This window comes from Paenibacillus beijingensis, assembly GCF_000961095.1.
Taxonomy (GTDB): Bacteria; Bacillota; Bacilli; order Paenibacillales; family Paenibacillaceae; genus Paenibacillus_O; species Paenibacillus_O beijingensis.
Genome location: NZ_CP011058.1, coordinates 997,359 through 1,017,486, shown reverse-complemented (window position 1 = coordinate 1,017,486; position 20,128 = coordinate 997,359). Strand labels below are relative to the sequence as shown.

Here is a 20,128-nt window from a genome sequence, read left to right as displayed (position 1 = left end):
TCCGTTCCATTGATCTTCTATTCTTTTCATTTTAGTTCTGCGATCGTCAAATGAATAGTCCTTTTTGCGGCCGGCCGGCAATCAAATGAAAAAACAGGAGAGGCATCCAGCCCCTCCCGTACCGTAAATTACTGTTTCGCCAGCCTTTCCAGCAGCGCGTCGCCGCCGGCTCCGATCCTAATGTAAGCAAAGCGCGCATCGCGCTGCGTTTCTATCCCGGTTCCTTCCGGCACAAAATAGGTCTCGATGCCGTAATGGATCGAAAACGAGCTGCTGAGCTTGCCGTTGATGACAACTTCTCCTTCCTCCAGCGCCTCTCCGCTTTTGTACAAGCGGTTAAAGACGTGAACGCCTCTTTGATCCGGCGCAAGCACCACTTTCACTTTGCTGCGGCTGCTGCGGTTCGCGAGCTCTTTGGCGGCGGAGTCCGGCGGAGTCGATATGACGTAATTGAGCAACACGTAATCGCCCTGAAGCAGCGATCTCGGATCGAGCGGGGCCATCTCAAGCTTGATGGAAACGCCGTTTGCGAGCAAGCTCTCGCTTTTGGCCGTTTGATACCCGAGAAACGCGAGCTGTAAAATAACGACAAGCGCGATCAGCACGGGGCTTTGGCGCATGAAGCTGCCGCGTTCCCCATTCTCGCCGTCCGTGCCCGTCCGCCGCGCTATGATATAAGTAACGGTTAGGGTAACGATGCCCAAGACGGCGAGTGTGACCGATTTGTCGAGCAGCGACCATAACAAATCGTAGTATTTGAAAGCGATGAACACGAACCAGAACGCCAAACTGATGGCGGCATCGGCTGCTTGGCTGCGGCGCAGGAACAAGAACAGCAAGAGCGTAACCGCACCGAAATAGACGACATTGAAGAAGGCGTACGAATAAGGGAAAATGTCATCGAAAAAAGTTAGCCAGAACAGGAACAGCAAGGTGAAAAACAGTCCGCTCGTCTTGAGCTGCGTCTTTAGCGGACCTTCCGGCAGACGGGAGCGGGAAGCGTACAAAGCCGCGTTCAAGATCGCGAGCAGCAGGATAGCATAGACGTATTCACGATCCGATGTCTCGAGCACCTGGCTAAAAATGATCCCGATATTGAGATTTAGCAGCGCATATGTGAAAAAATGCGGGATCGTTCCTTGCAGGCGCAGCCAGCCGGCAATGGACAGGATCAGAAACAGCAAAGATAATGCAAGCCTGTCATCCCAGACGACGGCGACGATGCCGGCAATATAGCCGATCGTAAGCAAGGTGTACCGGATGACCGGGTTCAACCGGTTCAGCACAATCATCGGAGTAACGAACAGCAGCGACAGCACGTATAACACAACCTGCGGATTGTCATTTTCCCAGACCAACAGCACGAGTCCGACGAGCGAAATGCTGCCGATAATGACCCCGATTACCGTAACGATCGTCGATACGGCTTTGCTGACAATGTCGCTGCTTCGATCGTCCGAAGCCGTGTCCGGAGTCGTTTCTCCCGCTTCGGACGGCTGCGCGCCGAGCCGGTTCAGGTACCGGAAGAACAGCACGTTTCCCGTGAGCAAAAGAGCGACAAAAACCAGTCCGAATACGAAGAAGGCTGAGGACGCGTAACTGTTCGCAAGTTCGACAAATTTAAACACCGCAAATGCGGATGCGGCGAGCGCATTAAGGGTGACGTACATCTTATTCAACCGGATGCGGATGAAATAATAGAATCCGAAGCCGATGGCGGCGGCGCAAGGGATATTCATGACCAAACCCGCGTCTTCAAATTCGAACGAGTTCGTCAGCTGCAGCAGCGATATATGGAAAATGATAAAGCTTACAAATTTTAACGGCGCAATTGCCAAACGCTTCATTTCGGCCAGCACGAACAGGATGAGATTGATGAGCGCGAACATGCCTCCGATGAGCATCGTTTTTCCATCGCTGTAATCGATATTGAGCGAGGTTGGAAAGAAATAAAACCATAACGCAAGGTGAATCAGCGCATACGAAAGCAGGATGAACGGATGATACCGGGTAATCCAGGCAAGCAGCAGCGCCGGGATCGCCCATACGAGAAACAAGCCGTAGCTGTCCGCGTGGGAGTTATAGATTTGGCCGAGCAGCGCAGCGGCGACGCCGAATGAAATACAGCCCCCGATAAGGAACGTATTCGAAAGGAATGCGTGCGCTTCAGGCATCACGCGAAATTTACTGAAAGCAAGCGACGTGCCGTAAAACAAGACGACAAGTCCGGCAGCGGCAATCACTTTCCCGATCCGGTCCAGTCCGCTCCAATTGGCGGCAAAGAAATAAATAATCGCCGCAAGCACTAGCGAAACGCCGAGCAGAAACCCCATTCGGATCATATTTAGACGAAGCATCGTTTTTCACGTACCTTTCCATGTCGTATGTACATCATTATAAGCGGGAAGCGGATTAGCTCCTAGTAGTACTTTCTGTAATCTAGACGAAAAATGTGCGGCTTGAGTTGCATGAGAATAGTTGGATATTGAAGGATATTGTCTATCGATGATGCGGCTCGGTAGGAATTTTTACCGCCGCAGTGAATTTAATAAAGGGGCCAATTATGAAATAACCAAAGCAGATGCTTCCGAAGCAGTTATTGTTGCGATGATCAAGCAAGCAGCCAAGCTTCACAAAAACTTTTAGGAGGAACTGGACATGCGTATCGGAGCCATCGAGGCAGGCGGCACAAAGTTCGTCTGCGGGATCGGAAATGAAGAAGGAACGATTGAGCACCGGGTCAGCTTTCCGACCGAGAGGCCGGAGACTACGATGAAGAATGTGATCGCCTATTTCAAGGACAATCAGGTGGAGGCGATCGGAATCGGCACGTTCGGACCGATTAACATCGATCCGGCCAGCCCCCAATACGGATATGTGACGACAACTCCGAAGCCGGGCTGGGCGATGTATCCTTTCCTCGGGACGCTTAAAGAGGCGTTCGATGTTCCGTTCGGCTGGGATACGGATGTGAACGCCGCAGCCTTTGGCGAAGCGACATGGGGAGCCGCCAAAGGTTTGGACAGCTGCGTCTATTATACGATCGGCACCGGAATCGGCGTAGGCGTCTATGCGGAAGGATCGCTCGTTCACGGACTTGTGCATCCGGAAGGCGGACATATATTGACGAGGCGGCACCCGCAGGACACATTCCAAGGGAACTGTCCGTATCACGGCGATTGTCTCGAAGGAATGGCTGCAGGGCCCGCGCTCGAAAAAAGATGGAACGTGAAGGGCAGCGAGCTATCACCGGATCATCCGGCGTGGGAAATCGAAGCCTTCTATATCGGCCAGTCCGTAACGGCGTCGATTCTGATGCTGTCGCCGAAAAAAATTATTTTGGGCGGCGGCGTCATGCATCAAGAGCAGCTGTTTCCGCTGATCCGGGCCGAAGTGCAGAACAATTTGAAAGGGTATGTCAGTGCGGACGAAGTGCTGAAGGATATCGACAGCTATATCGTGCCGCCGGGCTTAGGGGACAACGCCGGATTGTGCGGATCGCTTGCTCTCGGCTTAAACGCCTTGAGGGAGTAATCGGAAATCAAGAGCGCGGAAGACGCGTTATAATGAACAAACAGCCCCGAAATCCATGGCGGACTTTCGGGGCCATTCTCTTAAGTGTGGTGAATAAGCAGCTGAAGTGTCGGTATGGAGTTGGAACAGCGAGTGGAAACCCATACCGGCCGTAGGCTGCTTGTTTTCACCAAACTTCTATATCGGCAGCAGGGCAGCCGTTTGCTGCGCTTCCAGCTGTTCGACCATATCGTACCACGACTGCGGCTTGTTCGGCAGAACGGTATAATAACGCTTCAGAAAGCTCACGATCAGCTCGGTTTCCAGTTCATTTGTGTTGTCTCGCATCGGAAGGAAGCACAGATCAAGCTCCGTCACCGCTTCGCCGTCATTGTTCCAGGAAGGGTGGACGTAAGGGAAGTCGAGACGCTTATATCCAAGATGGGACAACACCTCACGGCGAACATAAGGATCCATCGGCTTAACCCCGCCAAATTCATGATGCCCGGCCCGGTAAGGATCATAAATTTCGGCAAACATTCCCTTGAGCCGCTTTCCGTTTTGCTCCGCCAAAGCATTCAAATCTTCCAGCCGCTTTTCAGCCAAGAAGCGGCCGATGCCGAGCCCCGGGCGGCCGATAATCGTAAAATCGGTCATCGCCACATTGAAATCTTCATAGTAGCGGTATTCCGTCGCGCCGACCACATCATCTTCATGCAGCGCAACAAACACGCGAATGCCCGGATCCTCCAGAGGTTCCTTCCAAAGCTCGAATTCGAGCACTTCTTCGGGCGGGAAAATTTCCTGCATTAACCGGTGCATTTGCCGGAATAATGGGTCTTCAATGCTAGTAATTCTGCGAAATTCCATGTTGATCATTCTCCTTGTCCGGATCTGGGATTGAAAAAGGGATTTTTCCATTCCATCAAGGTCCCGTAATGACACGATTCTTCATCATCCAAGTAGTTCTCCACCACTTTAAGAGGGGTGCGGCCGCAGCGCAGCAGGAAGGTGATAACGGGGTCTTTCAGCTCCCCTTTCACAACCGCATTCAGGTACTGCTCCGCGGTCATTTCCGCCGCTTGCTTGTGGTAGCCGGGCATTCTTCCGCCGCCCAGCAGCCGCTCTAAACCGCTGTGGACCACGACCTCATACATCGACGACATCAGCCATTTTCCGAGCCCTAACTTACGATAAGCAGGGCGTACGCCGATATCGACGACGTAAAGGGTGTTGCCGCTGGGGTTATGATTGCGGATATATCCGTGATCGGTAACCTCTTCCCATGTATGGTCCGGATGATCCGGATCGAAGTCAACGCGCAAGCCGGTCATCGATCCGGCGATTTCACCATCGACTTCAATGCAGAGCGCCCCTTCCGGGAACATCGCCACATGGTTGCTTAATTGCTCCCGGTTCCACCACAGCTCGGACGGAAAAGGCGGAGGAAAGCTCTCCTGCTGAATGCGGATCAAGCCGGGAAAGTCCCGCTCCTCATAGCTGCGGATCACGGCCGGCACCGGCCGGTCCCGGTCAAAGACGTAAAGCTCCTTGCGGTACATTCCGTTCCTCCTCGTCAGCTCCAGCTCAATTCCCGCTCCCAATCCGGGTAAAGATCGGTCCGCCGGTCGCGCCAGGTCGTAACCGATCCGCTTTGCCGAACCTCATACAGCAGCTCCAAATCGAGATCGGCGGTGACAATCATATCCTGATTCGTTTCGCCCTCGGCCAGGATGCCGCGGGGAGGAAAAGGGATGTCATTCGGAGTGATGACGGCCGCCTGCCCGAAATTCGCGCGCATGAAATCGACCGTCGGCAGCGAACCGACCGTACCTGTGAGCACGACATAAACCTGGTTTTCGATCGCTCTGGCATGGCTCGTATAACGGACGCGATGGAAACCGTGACGGTCATCGGTGCAGGAAGGGCAGAAGATGACGTCGGCGCCTTTCGCTTTCGCCATGCGCACGATTTCCGGAAATTCGATGTCGTAGCAGGTGAGCATTGCGATCGTTCCCTTGCTCGTCTCGAACACCCGCAGCCCTTCGCCGGGAGTCAGCTTCCATTCCTTCACTTCCGTCGGCGTAATGTGAAGCTTGGCTTGCTCTTCGACGGTTCCGTCCGGATAAAACAAATGGGCGGCGTTGTACAGCCGGTTTTGTTTACGGATGACGTGCGTGCCGCCGATGATATGCACGTTCATCTTTTTGGCCAAGGTAGAAAACAGCTCTAAATACGGCTCCGTGAAATCGGGCAGGTCATTGATCGTCAATGCATTGCCGTGTTTGTCGCCGATCGACATCAATTGGGTGGTGAAAAACTCGGGGAACAATACGAATTCCGAGCCGTATTCCGCTGCTGTCTTCAAATAATGCTCCGACTGCCTGGCGAATTCGTCGAACGAACGGATCGTATGAAGGTGATATTGCACTGCAGACACTCTAAGTTTCATCGGTTCCTCCCCATGACAATAAATCTATCTTTCTATATACGAGAACGCGATATGCGAGAAAAAGCTGTAAGTTCGCGAATGAGATAATTGTGCAAAAAAAATGCGCTTTTGACAAGTACATACTTCGGCGTGACCTAGTTACCTCCGGGTAACCGGTTCCTTCCGGGTGACTTGCGGACGGCAAAGTGCGTACTTTACGCAATTCAAGACAAGCCTTTACAATGAACCCATGTCAGGAGACGACAAACAAACATTTGCGGGGAGTGGTTACGTAATGGAACTTCAATTGGCTTTGGATCTGGTGGATATTCCGGGAGCTAAGCAAGTCGTAGCGGAAGTGGCGGAGTATATCGATATCGTCGAAATCGGAACGCCGGTTGTCATTAACGAAGGGCTGAGAGCGGTCAAAGAGATTAAAGAGGCGTTTCCGTCTCTGCGCGTATTGGCGGATCTGAAAATTATGGACGCAGGCGGATACGAAGTGATGAAAGCATCCGAAGCCGGAGCGGATATTATTACCGTGCTTGGCGTATCCGACGATTCGACGATCAAGGGCGCCGTAGAGGAAGCCCGCAAACAAAACAAAAAAATTATGGTCGATATGATCAATGTAAAGGATATCGAAGGAAGAGCCAAAGAAATCGACGCTTTGGGCGTGGATTACATCTGTGTCCATTCCGGATACGACCATCAGGCGGAAGGCAAAAACTCGTTTGAAGAGCTGATGGCGATCAAACGCGTCGTGCAGCGGGCAAAAACCGCCATTGCCGGCGGCATCAAGCTGAGCACACTGCCGGAAGTGATCAAGGCCAATCCGGACCTCGTTATCGTTGGCGGCGGCATCACCGGGCATCAGGACAAGAAAGCGGCCGCTTCCGAAATGATGAAAATGGTCAAGCAGGCTGCCGCCGTCTAATGGCAACGATGAAATACGCGGCCGCTATCGTAGATGAGCTTTACCGTTCGGTAGAGCGGATTGCGGCGGAAGAAGCGGAGAAGCTTACGGCTTTGATTCTGCAGTCGGACAAGGTGTTTCTGGCCGGCGCGGGCAGATCCGGTCTGATCGGGCGCGCGTTTGCGATGCGTCTGATGCACATGGGGATTGACGCCTATGTGGTCGGGGAAACGGTCACTCCCGGCATCGGCAGCAGCGACACGCTCATTATCGGCTCGGGTTCCGGGGAGACGGCAAGTCTCGTTTCGATGGCTCGGAAAGCGAAAAGCGTAGACGCATCGGTAGCTGCCGTCACCATCGCCCCCGAGTCGACGATCGGCAGCTTGGCCGATATGACGGTGAAATTGCCGGGGTCGCCGAAAGACAAAGCTGCCGGCACCTATACGACGATTCAGCCGATGGCCTCTTTATTCGAACAGACTTTGCTGGTATTTTACGATGCCGTTATTCTTGCGATTATGGATAAACGGGGATTGGACTCGGGCCTGATGTTCGGCAGACACGCCAATCTGGAATAGAACCGGTTCAGCAGCTCTGTAGTAGAACCGTCGGCCGACGAAGCATGAAAACCTTCAAGACCGCGTCCAGTCGGTCATCAAAACCTTCAATACCGCGTCCCAAAGCGGTATTGAAGGTTTTTTTTCGCTGCGTCTTATAGTATTCTGGAGGAAGGGAGGAGGCTGACGTGTTGCCAACGGAAATTAAGGACCGCGTTAATCTGAAGGAAATTAATTGCGAAAAAGAACTTACGCTTGCCGTCATCGGCGGCAAATGGAAGCTGATTATTTTGTGGCACCTTGGTCTTGAGGGCACGAAGCGATTTGGCGAGCTGAAAAGGTTGATCCCCCATATTTCGCAGAAAATGCTCACGAACCAGCTGCGCGAGCTGGAAGAAGACCAATTGATCGTCCGCGAGGTGTACGCCGAAGTCCCGCTGAAAGTGGAATACTCCTTAAGCGAATACGGGCACAGCTTGATGCCGGTACTGAGGATGATGTACGACTGGGGCAAAAATTACGGCGAGAACGTGATATGGAAGGACCGATAGATGGCGCGAGCCCGCAAAGGACCGGCAACTGAAAAAAGGCGGCCAGGAAAGTCATGTTTCAGACTATCCTGGCCGCCTTTTTTTACTCCGGGATTCAGTCCGCGCGGACTGAATCCTATCCAAACCTGCAAATGTGCAGTTTTTATCGGCCGAAATCGCTTGTCGGAAGGGAAAACCTGCAATTATACAGGTATTCCAAGCTATTATTGACTAATATTAGCTCAGGCCTGCAAAAAAATGCATTTTTGCAGCAATTTTTCCGCGATGGCTAAATGCTAAGAAAAAAGATGTACGAACGCATGTTTTTCACAAATTCTATTACGGAAGATTCCGTAACAGCTTTGCGTCTGCTTCAGATCCGTCAAGATCGTAGACGATCGCTTCGTATCGATTGCCGACGGGGATAAGAAGCGGTTTGATCACCTTCGGTGTGCGTTCGCTTTGATGCGTCAAGATCGTAGACGATCGCTTAGTTTTTCTCGACAGCGTGTCCGCCGAACTCGTTGCGCAGTGCAGCGACGACTTTGCCGTTGAATGTGTCTTGGTCCAGCGAGCGGTAGCGCATCAGCAGGGACAGTGCGATAACCGGCGTAGCGGTTTGCAGGTCGAGCGCTTCTTCGACGGTCCATTTGCCTTCGCCGGAGGAATGCATAATGCCTTTGATTTCGTCAAGCTTCGCGTCTTTGGAGAAAGCGCGCTCGGTCAGACCCATCAGCCAGGAGCGGATAACGGAACCGTTGTTCCAAACGCGTGCCACTTGCTCGTAGTCGAAATCGAAGGAGCTTTTTTCAAGAACTTCGAAGCCTTCGCCGATTGCAGCCATAAAGCCGTACTCGATGCCGTTGTGAACCATTTTCAGGTAGTGGCCGCTGCCTGCTTTACCTGCGTACAGGTAGCCGTTTTCGACAGCAGTATCGCGGAATACCGGTTCAACGACGCTCCATGCTTCAGGGTCGCCGCCGACCATATAGCATGCGCCGTGACGAGCGCCTTCCATGCCGCCGGAAGTGCCTGCGTCGAGGTAGCTGATGCCGAACTCTTTCATTTCTTCGTAGCGGCGGATCGATTCTTTATAGTGCGAGTTGCCGGCTTCAATGACGATGTCGCCTTTGGACAGAGTCGTTTTCAGTTGGTCAAGCACCACGTCGACGACGCCATGAGGAACCATAATCCAAAGCACGCGCGGAGTCGGCAGCGATTGAACGAGTTCGTTCAGGCTGGTGAAGCCTTCGGCGCCGAGATTTTTGATCGATTCAACCGCATCGGCATTCAAGTCGAATGCAGCTACTTCATGCTTGTTGTCAAGCAGATTTTGTGCAAGGTTAAAGCCCATTTTTCCAAGACCGATAAGACCGATTTTCATTAGAAAGAACCTCCGGGGATTTTTTTGCCGTTGATTGCAGCAATTATTGGTTTCACTCGCAGACGGCTAAACCAGCGGGGGGCTGGCTTAGCCGTCTGTGAAATAGCGGGTTGTTAAATGAGTTCTTTGGCGACGGCCACGACGTTGTCCGCCGTAAATCCGAAGTATGCCAGCACTTCATTGCCGGGACCGGATGCGCCGAACGAATCGATGGCTACAATGCGGCCTTCAAACCCGGTGAAACGTTCCCAGCCTTGGGAGATGCCTGTTTCAATCGCAACCCGTTTCGTAACGGACGGCGGCAGAACGGAATCTTTATACGCTTGCGTCTGTTTGGCAAACAGTTCCCAGCTCGGCATCGCAACGACGCGAACCGCAACGTTTTCTTTGTCCAGCTGCGCTTTGGCGGAGAGGGCCAGCGATACTTCCGAGCCCGTTCCGATCAAGATCACTTCAGGTGTGCTTTCCGAATCGGCGAGCACATAAGCGCCTTTAAGCAATTGATCCACGCCTCCGGCCGTTTCTTGCAGTACAGGCAGGTTTTGGCGGCTGAGCACGAGCGCGACCGGACCGTCCTGCTGCTGCAGCGCGTATGCCCAAGCGCTTGCCGTCTCGTTCGCGTCGCTCGGACGGATAACCGTCAGGCCCGGAATGGCGCGCAGAGCTGCCAGATGCTCAACCGGCTCATGCGTAGGACCGTCTTCGCCGACCGCAATCGAGTCATGCGTGAACACGTACGTAACCGGGAGCTTCGACAGCGCCGCAAGGCGGATCGACGGACGGAGGTAGTCGTTGAACACGAAGAACGTGCTGACGAACGGCTTCACGCCGCCGTGCAGCGCCATGCCGTTGCCGGCCGCGCCCATCGCATGCTCGCGCACGCCGAAGTAGACGTTGCGTCCTGCGAACGACTCGGTAGCGAATACTTTCTCGCCCTTGATATCGGTCATCGTGGAGTGCGACAAATCCGCGCTTCCGCCGAAGATCCCCGGTACTTTTTTCACAAAATGGTTAATCGCTTCGCCGCTGGCGACGCGAGTCGAGATCGACTTGGACGAATCAAACGTCAGCAGGTCCTTCGCTTCGAGCAGCACTTTGCCGCTGATAGCCGCTTCCAGCTCCGCAGCGAGCTCAGGATAAGCCGCTTTGTAAGCTTCGAACGCTTCGTTCCATGCTTGTTCTTTCGCCGCGCCGTCTTGCGCCAGCTTCGCAAAGTGAGCCTTCACTTCCTCCGGCACCGTGAAGTTCTCGTAATGCCAGCCGTAAGCTTCCTTAGTCGCTTTCGCTTCTTCTTCGCCGAGCGGATTGCCGTGCGCTTTGTTCGTGCCGGCGACTTTCGGGCTTCCATAGCCGATAATGGTGCGGATTTCGATCAGCGTCGGCTGATCTTCGTTTTGTTTCGCTTCGCTGATCGCAGCGGTGATCGCTCCGATATCGTTGCCGTCTTCGACGCGCAGGTACTGCCAGTTCGCCGATGCGGCGCGCTGCTGGATATTTTCGGAGAACGAAAGGTCCAGTTCGCCGTCCAGCGAGATGCTGTTCGAATCGTACAGGACAACCAACTTGCCCAGTTTCATATGTCCGGCCATCGACATCGCTTCATAAGCGACGCCTTCCATCAGACAGCCGTCACCGACAAGCGCGTAGGTGTAGTGATCGATGACCGAATGGCCTTCACGGTTAAACTTCGCCGCAAGGTGCGCTTCCGCCATTGCCATGCCGACCGCGTTCGCAACGCCTTGGCCGAGCGGTCCGGTCGTCGCTTCGACGCCGTCGGTGTGGCCGAATTCCGGATGTCCCGGAGTCTTGCTGTTCAGCTTCCGGAAGTTTTTCAGATCGTCGATGGAAACTTGGTAGCCCGTCACGTGAAGCAGGCTGTACAGCAAGCTCGAACCGTGGCCGGCCGACAGCACGAAGCGGTCGCGGTCAAACCATTTGGAATGTCCCGGATTATGTTTCAGATGATTCGCCCAAAGAGCGTACGCCATAGGGGCGGCGCCCATCGGCAGACCCGGGTGTCCGGAGTTTGCGCTGTTAACGGCATCGATTGCCAGAGTGCGGATTGTAGTTACCGCCAATTGTTCAACCGCAGCAGTAGTCGTCGTCATTTGTGTTTTCTCCTTTTTTGGCAATTGTATACCTATGAATCCGATTAAACGGAGAGAGGCTCAGGCAAAGCCGTTTTGTTCTCATCCAGCCACCATTTGAAGCCGTTCTCGGCAAGCAGCTTGTCCGCCGCTTCAGGACCGTTCGAACCGGCAGGGTAGAACTGGAGCGGAACCTGGTTTTCCTGGAATGCTTCCAGTACCGGCTGCACCCATTTCCATGCAAGCTCAACCTCGTTCCAGTGGGCAAAGAAGGTGGAGTCGCCGCGCAGAGCATCGTGAATCAACCGCTCGTACGCTTCCGGAACGTTGCTCAGATTAGCGGAATAATCAACATTGAGCGTTCCGATCTGGCCGTCGTTAAGGGCGTCTTTTCCATTCAAGAAGAACGAAACGCGCTCATTCGGCCCGATTTCGATCACGAGCAGGTTTGGCGTCGTGGATTCATTGCGCGTCATGTACAAGTCTCTCGCGGTGTTTTTGAATTCGACCACAACCCGCGTCGACTTGGCGCCGATTCTTTTTCCGGTGCGGATGTAGAACGGAACGCCTTCCCATTGCGGCTCGTCAATCCAGAGGCGCGCCGCGACAAAGGTATCGTTCAACGAAGAAGCGCCGATTCCGGGCTCGTCCCGGTAAGCGGGAACCTCTTTGCCGCCTACAACACCGGCGCCGTATTGGCCGCGGACGATGCTTCCGGCAACTTCGGATTTCGGCAAGTCGCGCAAGGAAGCGAGCACGCTGCGTTTTTGCTCCCGGATTTCGGTAGCGTTCAGGCGGCTCGGACGGTTCATTGCGGCCATCATCAGAACTTGAAGCATATGGTTTTGGAACATATCACGGATTGCTCCGGATTGGTCGTAATAGCCGGCACGCTCTTCAACGCCGACCGTTTCGCTGGCCGTAATCTGAACGTTGGCGATATGGCGGTTGTTCCACAGCGCCCCGATGACAGGGTTGGCAAAAACGAGCGCTTCGAGGTTCTGAACCATCGGCTTGCCGAGGTAGTGGTCAATGCGGTAAATTTCTTCTTCCTGGAACGCTTTGCTTAATTTCTCGTTCAGCTCCTGTGCGGACTGCAGATCGTGGCCGAACGGCTTCTCGATAATGAGACGTTTCCAGCCGCTGCCGGTGCCAAGTCCGCTTTCATTGATGTTAAGCGAGATCGTATCGAAAAATTCCGGCGCAACCGACAAATAGAACATCCGGTTCTGCGGAATGTTCAGTTCCTGTTCGCGTTTCTCAACAACTTGAAGCAGTTTGCGGTAATCGTCGGGGTTCGTTACATCGAGCGGTACGTAGCGGAATGCGCTGATAAAGGCGGACAGATCAGACGGGTCGAATACCGAACGTCTGGAAAATTCGCGAAGGGACTGTTCCACGTTGCCTTGGAATACTTCATCGCCGAGGGCTCTTCTGCCAAGGCCGATGACGGAGAACGATTGAGGGAGTTTCCGGTCCAGAAAAAGGTTGTACAAAGCGGGGTAAATTTTACGTTTGGCCAAATCGCCCGTAGCCCCAAACAACACAAAAGTCATTGAATCCATTTCGATGGTTCCTCCTAACATCTCCCGTCCTATCCTGACGGTAAAAGAATATATCTATCGGCACACCAAAAGGAGAATGCAGCCGGCGCGCAGGAAACGTTATCCATGCCGCCGTCATTCCGGTCTACGAATAAATCTATGGTTACTATTAGTTACCGATGAATCAACCATTGCAATCTTACACCCGGAATCATTCAGCCGTCAACAATTAAGTGTCTAAATTGTGAATTGGAGCAAAATGATAACGCTTACTGTGATATAATGGATAAAATTATACATTTGGACATAAAAAATAAGAGCAAAATAAAAGTTTTAGAGTCAATCTTTCAGAGGCCATCGGTTACCCAACACCGGGCAAACTGGAAGAGAGGATCCGGTGAAAGAGGCCGATATCCGATATTCCGATATAATGAGACATTTATACGAAGTAGCGGTAATGTTCACCAGTTGACAGGTAAAATCAACCGCCCGCTCTGCTGATGAGGCGATCGGCATGCGGAGAGGATGACGACTTGGTCTGGCGTTGGAAGGGTTCATATTCCGTTAACCAAGGGAGCTGTCGTATATGAGTAAAAAAGCAGTGCTGATCACCGCAATGGGACGCGGAAACTTTACGCCCGAGCAGGCTGCACGGCTGGAACGGGCTGGGCAAATCACCTATATCAAATCGCTGGAGCCGATTCCTCCGGCCGAGCTCGCCGCACTGCTGATGGATGCCGATGTTGCGGGGCTGACGCCGCGCTCCGTTCCTTCCATTGACGCTTCATGGATCGAGCAGCTGCCGAAGCTGCGGGGAATTGCCGTCTTTGCGACCGGCGTCGATTATATCGATGTCGAATTGCTGGAGGAGAGGGGCATTAAGCTCTCCAACCTCCCGGAGTATTCGACCGTCTCGGTCGCCGAGCATACGATCGGCATGCTGCTGACGATGTCGCGCCGCATACATCTGAGCCAGGACCGCGTAAGGGGCCGCGTGCCGTTCGGCACATCGGTGAAAGGCTGGGAGCTTCGCGGCAGGACGATCGGGCTCATCGGTCTCGGCCGTATCGGCCGCTATGTCTCCGAACTTGCCCAGGCGTTCGGGATGCGCGTCGTCGGTTATGATCCGATCGCGGATCGCGGCGCCGGGGTGACGAAGGTGTCGCTTGAGGAGCTGCTTGCTTCCTCCGACGTCGTGTCGCTGCACTATCCGTCCAAATGGAAAGGTGCCCATCATTTCGGCCAATCCCAGCTGCGCCAAATGAAGCCGGGCTCGTATTTGATCAACGTCTCGCGCTCGGCGCTTGTCGACGATGCCGCCGTTGTCGCCTCGATCGAAGCGGGATATTTGAAGGGCTACGCCGTCGATGACCGCTTCTCGCTGGCCGGTACAGCCGCGGCCGATCGTCTCGTCGCCGAAGGCCGCATTTTGCAAACCGGGCATACCGCCTGGTATTCGGAAGAAGTGATCGAAAGAGGATACGAAACGTGGGCGGACAATGTGATCGGTTTGCTGACGGACCGCCCGCAGCATCTTGTGACCGCGGCAGAAGAGAGGAGTGGACGTTTTGCCGAATGAGCGCGACATGCCGGGCATCAAAGCGCGGCTGCGCTTGACGGAAAGGCTGCTGATCGGCTCCGTCTTCTGCATCGCCGTTTTGTTCACGCTGCTGCTGATTGCGGTTAAATGGCCGAATTACTGGATATACGTCGCTGCGGAGCAAACGCCCATGACTTGGCTGCAAAGCGTCCTCTGGTTCGGCTGCGCACTGCTTGCCCTGATCTGCTGCACGCTTGTTTATGCCCAGGGCGGCTTTAGAAGAGAAGGTGTCGTTTGGCTGCTGCTTTCGGCGGCATACGCGTTTCTTATGATCGATGAACGGTTCGCGTTCCACGAGCGGGTGCGCGACAATTGGCTGAAACAGACGGGCATCAAGCTGCTTCCATGGGAGGAAGCGGGCGATTTCATTCCGCTCGTCTACGCGTTCGTCGCCCTGCTGTTCCTCGTCCATATCGTAAGAGTATTCCGCGCCCGCAAGGCGGCGCTTGTCTGGTTTATCGCCGCCGCGGCGCTCTTCGCGCTTGCAGTCGGCATGGATTCGTTCGCTGTCTCGAATATGAGCAAGGGGGCGGAGCGGCTCGAGCAGAGCTCGGAGGAAATCGTCGAGCTGCTTGCCGTCAGCTCGCTGTTCAGCTCCGTCGTATTGATGCTCTTCCATTACGTTACGGCGCTGATGTCAGGTAAGCGCGAGGTGTGAATGGGGCGCAGGCACTTCCGATATGCTAGCCAGTACGACGTTTCAAGCGCATATAAATGCCGCCGGCATGCGGTTTTCCGGTTAACGTTTTGCAGGATGACAAGTCCTGCACTCTTTTTTTTCAGGGAAAAACCGTATACTGAAATTACAACCTGGCTGACGGCATTTGGCAGTTTAAGGAGGCGCACTTGTGATCAAGCATCCGGAGGAAGAGCGGACTGACGATGAATTGATGTTTACCTATGCCCCGTATGGGCTTGCTTCCATATCAGTGGAAGACGGGACATGGCTGCGCGTGAATCCGGCTTATGCTGCCCTGCTGGGGCGAACCGAAGCGGAACTGAGGAATATCCCGGAGCGGGAGCTTACGCATCCCGATGACCGGGATTCAACGGACTTGGGCGCTATCCTGCAGGAACTGATGCGGGAACCGTTTTTCGAGCGGGAGAAGCGTTATATACATAAGGATGGAAGCGTGCTGCGGGTTCAGGTGCGGTATTTTTTGCCGGGCCGCCGGGAGGGAGAAAGCGGCTCGGCGCCGCTGCGGATTTTTCTGCAGGCGACCGATATGACGGAGCGGAAGCCGCTAACGCTGCCGCCCGGATTGAGCCCGGAGCTGAAGCTGCTGTTCAAGCATTCGACACGCGACTTGATTACGTGCAGCACGCCTGACGGCATTCTCGAATACGTGTCTCCATCCGCCCAATATGTGATCGGCTATAAACCGGAGGAAATGATCGGCAAAAGCCGGTTTGAGTTTTTCCATCCCGAAGATGTTGCGGACATGATGGCGACGGACAGCCTTGTGAAAGCGGAAGGCAGCATGACGTGCCGGATCCGTCACCGCGACGGCCATTACATTTGGTCGGACATGACGATCTGTTTGCTGCGCGGCCCCGACGGTAAAGTGACGAAGCGTCTTACGCTGGGGCGCAACGTGACGGAGCGGAAGCAGCACGAGAGGCTGTTAACCGAAGCGCAGCGCATTTCCAATACCGGCTCCTGGCACTGGGACTTGCTGCAGAAGCGGGTGCATTTCTCCAATGAATTCCGTCAAATCTTCGGCAATGCGCTGGAAGCGATTTATGCGGATCAAACCGCCTTTATGGCCCTCGTTCATAAAAGCGACAAGTGGCGTGTGGAAAAAAACATCCGGGATGCGGTTGCGGACGGAGCTTCCGGCGAAATGATCTACCGGATCGTCCTGCCGGATTCCAGCATGAAAAATATATTGGCGCAGTGGAAAGTCATGAAGGACCATGAGGGACGGCCCGTTCGGGTCGTCGGCATGGTCCAGGATATAACCGCCCGCTACCAGATGGAAGAGCGGCTGCGTGCCAGCGAGCGCAATTTCCGGCTGATCTCGGAAAACTCGATCGATTTTATTTCCCGCCACACCGCCGACAACCGGGCGACGTTTCTGTATGCATCTCCGGTATGCCGTTCGATGCTCGGCTATGAACCGGACGAGATGGTTGGGAGCGGATGGCTCAGCTTCATCCATGAAGAGGATGCCGCCGCTTTCACCGGTTATTTGAACGCTCATTTGGACGGAGACGGCTCGGAAACGGCAACCTTCCGCTTCCGCCGGAAAGACGGCTCCTATGTCTGGCTCGAATCGACGCGGAGCTTTACACGCGACGAGGCGGGCCGCGCGGAGGAAATGATTGTCGTCTCGCGCGACATTACCGAGCGCAGACGGTTCGATCTGCAGCTGCAGGAATACAAGTCGCTGTTTGACAACAATCCGGCCGGCGTCGCCTCGCTCGACTTGAAGGGCAATCTGCTGACCGCTAACGCCGGGCAGTCGCTGCTGACCGGATATACGCAGCAGGAACTGGTGCAAAGCCATTTCGGCCCGCTCATCGATCCGCCCGATCTGGCGAAGGCGGCCGATCACTTTGAGAAAGCCGCGCGGGGAGAACCGCAAAACTATGAGATCGGTCTTCGGCACAAGGACGGACGCCGCATTGAGGTCAGCGTCATCAACGTGCCGATTGTGCTCGATAACCGGATTGTCGGCGTTTACGGCATTACGACCGATATTACGGAGCGGAAACGGTACATCGAACAAATCGAGAAGCTCAGCTACGAGCATTCGCTCATTTTGAACTCCGTATCCGAAGGCATCCTCGGGCTCGACCTGGAGGGCCGGACGACCTTTATTAATCCGTCCGGGGCATCCATGCTGGGCTTTACACAAGATGAACTGCTCTCGAGCGGGAAACGGGGCTTCCTGCAGCAGACGATGGCGGGCGGCACCCACTTTGCGCCGGGAGATTCGCCGATCCGGCATGCGCTCCAGGAAGGCTTGTCTTTGCAAAACAAGGAAGCGGTATTCTGGCGTAAAGACGGCTCCAGCTTTCTCGCCTCGTATCATGTCACGCCGCTTTTTGACGGGTGGCAGCGCAAAGGCGCCGTCGTCGTCTTTTTCGACATTACGAATGAGAAGGAAATCATCCGCGCCAAGGAAGCGGCCGAGCATGCGGACCGCGCCAAGTCCGAGTTTCTGGCGATTATGAGCCATGAGATTCGCACCCCGATGAACGGCATTATCGGCATGACGGAAATGCTGACGGAAACGGAGCTGAGCCAGGAGCAGCGGACATATACCGACATCATTCTCCGCAGCAGCGACAAGCTTCTGAACATCCTGAATGAAATTCTCGATCTGAGCAAGATTGAAGCGGGCAAAATGGAGCTGGCCTCCGAGCCGTACAAGCTGCGTGAAGTCATGGACGGCATGCTCGAGCTGTTTGCGGCCAGGGCGGCGGAGAAGAACATCGCGCTTACGTGCTCGATTGCGGACGACGTTCCCGATCTTCTGATCGGCGATGAAGCACGGCTGCGCCAAGTGCTGATCAATCTGGTCGGCAACGGGGTCAAGTTCACCGACCACGGAAGCGTGACGTTAACGGTCCGGAACGAATCCGCCGCCGGCAGCGAAGACATCCTGCTCAGATTTAAGGTGAAGGATACCGGCATCGGCATCCCGCTGGACAAGCAGGATCTGCTGTTCCAGTCCTTTTCCCAGCTGCATCCGGCGATCAGCCGCAAATACGGGGGAACGGGACTCGGGCTGTCCATTTGCAAAAAGTTCGTCGAGCTGATGGGAGGCTCGATCGGGGTGGAGAGCCGGGAAGGAGAAGGCTCCACGTTCGATTTCTCGCTGCGGACGCGCCCGTGGAAGGAAGAACAGAGAGGGGAAGCGTCCGCCGAAGCGATCTTGGCGGCGTACTCCTTGGCGAAGAAGAAGCCGCGGTAACGGCTCCGCGGTAACGGCTCCGCGGTAACGTCTCGCGGTGACGTCTCGCGGTGACGGCGCCCGTGAAACTTTTCCCCGTTTTGCCGCGTAATAAGCAGGTGTTGATGTGAGGGGGTGAATATCATTGTTTGAGCTTCATGAGGTCATGTCGTATCTGTTTAGCATCGGGATCTTATGCTCATTTGCGTATCTTTATTATTTCCGTCTTCCCTCCGCTCCGCAGGGGCCGGGCCGGTATGACCGCGAAGACAGCGTGTGCCGTCTTCCGGGAGCGCAGCGCCTTGCCGTGGTGCGTACCATCGGGGAGATGCTGGTACGCCATATGAAACGGAAGGAAGCTCCCGACGGCGATTCGGAGGGCTGTCATTCCTCGTTAACCGCAACCATTATGCGAAACGAGGAGAATGATCATGAAACGAAACGATGGAATTCACACCGGAACACGCCGGCTTCTGCCGCAGTTTGACAACATTAACCCCGCGCTCAAAATAATCGCTGCCGCACTTGTGCTGCTGCTGCTCGGAGGATGCGGAACAAGCGGCGCGATCGACGCGTCGACGCCGGGATTTTTCAACCATTATGTCATTTACCCTTTTTCATATTTAATTCTTCAGCTTGCCGTTCTGTGCGGCGGCAGCTACGGTCTCGCCCTGATCGTGCTGACGGTTGCCGTGAAGCTGCTGCTGCTGCCGTTCATGCTGCGCCAATACAAGGGACAGCAGGAAATGAAGCGCAAACAGGCGCTGATGCAGCCGGAGCTGGACCAGCTAAAGCTGAAGTATAAGCCGGACAAAGCCGAAGACCGGCTGAAGCTGCAGGAGGAGACTCTGAAGCTGCACAAGAAGCACGGCTACGATCCGCTGGCGGTCGGCTGCCTGCCGATGCTCCTTCAGCTCCCGATCTTATCGGGCCTGTATTACGCCATCCGGTTGACGCCCGAGCTGTCGTCGCATTCGTTTCTGTGGTTCCAGCTCGGACATACGGATATCATCATGCCGTTCATTGCCGCCGCCGTCTATTTCGTGCAGGTTAAAGTTTCCCAGTCCGGCACAAGTACGGAAATGGAAGGCATGCAGCGGCAGCTCGCCAGGCTGTCGTACTTGTCGCCGGTCATGATGGCGGTGTTCTCCTTCACGGCCCCGGCCGCGCTTCCGCTCTATTGGGCGGTCGGCGGAATCTTCGTCATTTTGCAGACGTTATTGGCGCAGCGGCTGTATCCTGCGCTTGCTGCCGAAGCCGCAGCGCAGAAGGCCGGCTAACACATAGAAGGGGCTGTCCCATAAGCAGGCATTCAGTCGTATCTCAAGTTCTTCAGCTTCAAAAAGCGAAAAACGAACCGATCAAGGGTCTATCCTTGGCCGGTTCGTTCGTTTTTTATCGCTCTGCACGAAGGGGTGTTTGTTGAAAAAGATGCGTTCGTACATCTATTTTCTTTTTATTTTTCGGCTGGGTTAAAATTCCTGCAAATGTGCTTTTTTTGTCGACCCCATCTCCCGTTCAGGCAATAAAAGCGGGGAATTCCTGTACCATCGCAGGTTTTCCGTCCAGACATGCGATTTCGATCGATAATACCTGCACAATCGCAGGTTTAGCGAGGAAAGGACCTCCGACTCCGCTTTGGCGGCGAAACAGGAGGTCCCCTT

Annotated in this window: 17 protein-coding genes; 10 read left to right on the top strand and 7 right to left on the bottom strand. The window is 54.5% G+C overall.

Annotation, left to right across the window (positions count from 1 at the left end; genetic code table 11):
* Positions 1-128: 128 nt before the first annotated feature.
* A complete protein-coding gene (locus tag VN24_RS04730) occupies positions 129-2,357 on the bottom strand; it encodes a GDYXXLXY domain-containing protein (RefSeq protein ID WP_045669473.1) in 2,229 nt (742 codons plus the stop codon).
* A 148-nt stretch (positions 2,358-2,505) separates the two neighbouring features.
* Between VN24_RS04730 and VN24_RS27615 the strand changes: the two genes are divergently transcribed.
* On the top strand, positions 2,506-2,646 hold the full coding sequence (locus tag VN24_RS27615; RefSeq protein ID WP_158453647.1) for a hypothetical protein: 141 nt from the start codon (positions 2,506-2,508) through the stop codon (positions 2,644-2,646).
* A gap of 12 nt (positions 2,647-2,658) precedes the next feature.
* Entirely contained in the window at positions 2,659-3,534 is an 876-nt protein-coding gene (locus tag VN24_RS04725; RefSeq protein WP_045669472.1) for an ROK family protein, read from the top strand.
* A 177-nt stretch (positions 3,535-3,711) separates the two neighbouring features.
* Here VN24_RS04725 and VN24_RS04720 read toward each other — a convergent pair whose 3' ends face one another.
* From VN24_RS04720 to VN24_RS04710, 3 genes are read right to left on the bottom strand one after another with little or no spacing between them, the layout of a single operon-like run.
* The gene (locus VN24_RS04720) at positions 3,712-4,383 is read right to left on the bottom strand and encodes a GNAT family N-acetyltransferase (protein WP_045669471.1); all 672 of its coding nucleotides are present in this window, start codon (positions 4,381-4,383) and stop codon (positions 3,712-3,714) included.
* 5 nt (positions 4,384-4,388) lie between these two features.
* Entirely contained in the window at positions 4,389-5,075 is a 687-nt protein-coding gene (locus VN24_RS04715) for a GNAT family N-acetyltransferase (RefSeq protein ID WP_045669470.1), read from the bottom strand.
* 14 nt (positions 5,076-5,089) lie between these two features.
* Positions 5,090-5,965, bottom strand: a complete 876-nt coding sequence (locus tag VN24_RS04710; protein WP_045669469.1) for a carbon-nitrogen hydrolase family protein — start codon at positions 5,963-5,965, stop codon at positions 5,090-5,092.
* Positions 5,966-6,239: 274 nt separating this feature from the next.
* On the opposite strand from VN24_RS04710, the gene hxlA reads away from it, so the two are divergent.
* The 3 genes from hxlA (at position 6,240) to VN24_RS04695 (ending at position 7,968) form a co-directional block, all read left to right on the top strand.
* Complete coding sequence (hxlA, locus tag VN24_RS04705) at positions 6,240-6,881, top strand: 3-hexulose-6-phosphate synthase (protein WP_045669468.1); 642 nt, start codon at positions 6,240-6,242, stop codon at positions 6,879-6,881.
* Entirely contained in the window at positions 6,881-7,438 is a 558-nt protein-coding gene (gene hxlB, locus VN24_RS04700; protein ID WP_045669467.1) for a 6-phospho-3-hexuloisomerase, read from the top strand. Before hxlA ends, hxlB begins: the two co-directional genes overlap by 1 nt.
* A 170-nt stretch (positions 7,439-7,608) precedes the next feature.
* Positions 7,609-7,968: a winged helix-turn-helix transcriptional regulator gene (locus tag VN24_RS04695; RefSeq protein WP_045669466.1), complete on the top strand. Its 360-nt coding sequence runs from the start codon at positions 7,609-7,611 to the stop codon at positions 7,966-7,968.
* A 469-nt stretch (positions 7,969-8,437) separates the two neighbouring features.
* Here VN24_RS04695 and gnd read toward each other — a convergent pair whose 3' ends face one another.
* The 3 genes from gnd to zwf all read right to left on the bottom strand — a co-directional run bounded on the left by gnd (position 8,438) and on the right by zwf (position 12,983).
* Positions 8,438-9,331 (bottom strand): phosphogluconate dehydrogenase (NAD(+)-dependent, decarboxylating), encoded by an 894-nt coding sequence (gene gnd / locus VN24_RS04685; RefSeq protein WP_045669464.1) that lies wholly within the window; start codon positions 9,329-9,331, stop codon positions 8,438-8,440.
* A gap of 113 nt (positions 9,332-9,444) precedes the next feature.
* Positions 9,445-11,439, bottom strand: a complete 1,995-nt coding sequence (gene tkt, locus VN24_RS04680; protein ID WP_045669463.1) for a transketolase — start codon at positions 11,437-11,439, stop codon at positions 9,445-9,447.
* A gap of 44 nt (positions 11,440-11,483) precedes the next feature.
* Entirely contained in the window at positions 11,484-12,983 is a 1,500-nt protein-coding gene (gene zwf / locus VN24_RS04675; protein WP_045669462.1) for a glucose-6-phosphate dehydrogenase, read from the bottom strand.
* Between the two features lie 565 nt (positions 12,984-13,548).
* On the opposite strand from zwf, the gene VN24_RS26180 reads away from it, so the two are divergent.
* From VN24_RS26180 to yidC, 5 genes are all read left to right on the top strand, one after another.
* Positions 13,549-14,541, top strand: coding sequence for a 2-hydroxyacid dehydrogenase (locus VN24_RS26180; RefSeq protein ID WP_052702792.1), 993 nt, complete (start codon positions 13,549-13,551; stop codon positions 14,539-14,541).
* On the top strand, positions 14,531-15,220 hold the full coding sequence (locus tag VN24_RS04665) for a hypothetical protein (protein ID WP_045669461.1): 690 nt from the start codon (positions 14,531-14,533) through the stop codon (positions 15,218-15,220). The genes VN24_RS26180 and VN24_RS04665 overlap by 11 nt, the downstream gene beginning before the upstream one ends.
* Before the next feature lie 190 nt (positions 15,221-15,410).
* Positions 15,411-18,485, top strand: coding sequence for a PAS domain-containing hybrid sensor histidine kinase/response regulator (locus VN24_RS04660; RefSeq protein ID WP_052702791.1), 3,075 nt, complete (start codon positions 15,411-15,413; stop codon positions 18,483-18,485).
* A 124-nt stretch (positions 18,486-18,609) separates the two neighbouring features.
* Entirely contained in the window at positions 18,610-18,951 is a 342-nt protein-coding gene (locus tag VN24_RS04655; RefSeq protein ID WP_045669460.1) for a hypothetical protein, read from the top strand.
* Positions 18,896-19,744 (top strand): membrane protein insertase YidC, encoded by an 849-nt coding sequence (gene yidC / locus VN24_RS04650; protein ID WP_082083619.1) that lies wholly within the window; start codon positions 18,896-18,898, stop codon positions 19,742-19,744. Before VN24_RS04655 ends, yidC begins: the two co-directional genes overlap by 56 nt.
* The last annotated feature ends 384 nt before the right edge of the window (positions 19,745-20,128 follow it).

Excerpts from the sequence above, each read along its gene's own strand:
- VN24_RS04730 (WP_045669473.1), bottom strand. The coding sequence starts at position 2,357 with ATGCTTCGTCTAAATATGATCCGAATGGGGTTTCTGCTCGGCGTTTCG.
- VN24_RS27615 (WP_158453647.1), top strand. The coding sequence starts at position 2,506 with ATGATGCGGCTCGGTAGGAATTTTTACCGCCGCAGTGAATTTAATAAA.
- VN24_RS04725 (WP_045669472.1), top strand. The coding sequence starts at position 2,659 with ATGCGTATCGGAGCCATCGAGGCAGGCGGCACAAAGTTCGTCTGCGGG.
- VN24_RS04720 (WP_045669471.1), bottom strand. The coding sequence starts at position 4,383 with ATGGAATTTCGCAGAATTACTAGCATTGAAGACCCATTATTCCGGCAA.
- VN24_RS04715 (WP_045669470.1), bottom strand. The coding sequence starts at position 5,075 with ATGTACCGCAAGGAGCTTTACGTCTTTGACCGGGACCGGCCGGTGCCG.
- VN24_RS04710 (WP_045669469.1), bottom strand. The coding sequence starts at position 5,965 with ATGAAACTTAGAGTGTCTGCAGTGCAATATCACCTTCATACGATCCGT.
- hxlA (WP_045669468.1), top strand. The coding sequence starts at position 6,240 with ATGGAACTTCAATTGGCTTTGGATCTGGTGGATATTCCGGGAGCTAAG.
- hxlB (WP_045669467.1), top strand. The coding sequence starts at position 6,881 with ATGGCAACGATGAAATACGCGGCCGCTATCGTAGATGAGCTTTACCGT.
- gnd (WP_045669464.1), bottom strand. The coding sequence starts at position 9,331 with ATGAAAATCGGTCTTATCGGTCTTGGAAAAATGGGCTTTAACCTTGCA.
- tkt (WP_045669463.1), bottom strand. The coding sequence starts at position 11,439 with ATGACGACGACTACTGCTGCGGTTGAACAATTGGCGGTAACTACAATC.
- zwf (WP_045669462.1), bottom strand. The coding sequence starts at position 12,983 with ATGGATTCAATGACTTTTGTGTTGTTTGGGGCTACGGGCGATTTGGCC.
- VN24_RS26180 (WP_052702792.1), top strand. The coding sequence starts at position 13,549 with ATGAGTAAAAAAGCAGTGCTGATCACCGCAATGGGACGCGGAAACTTT.
- yidC (WP_082083619.1), top strand. The coding sequence starts at position 18,896 with ATGAAACGAAACGATGGAATTCACACCGGAACACGCCGGCTTCTGCCG.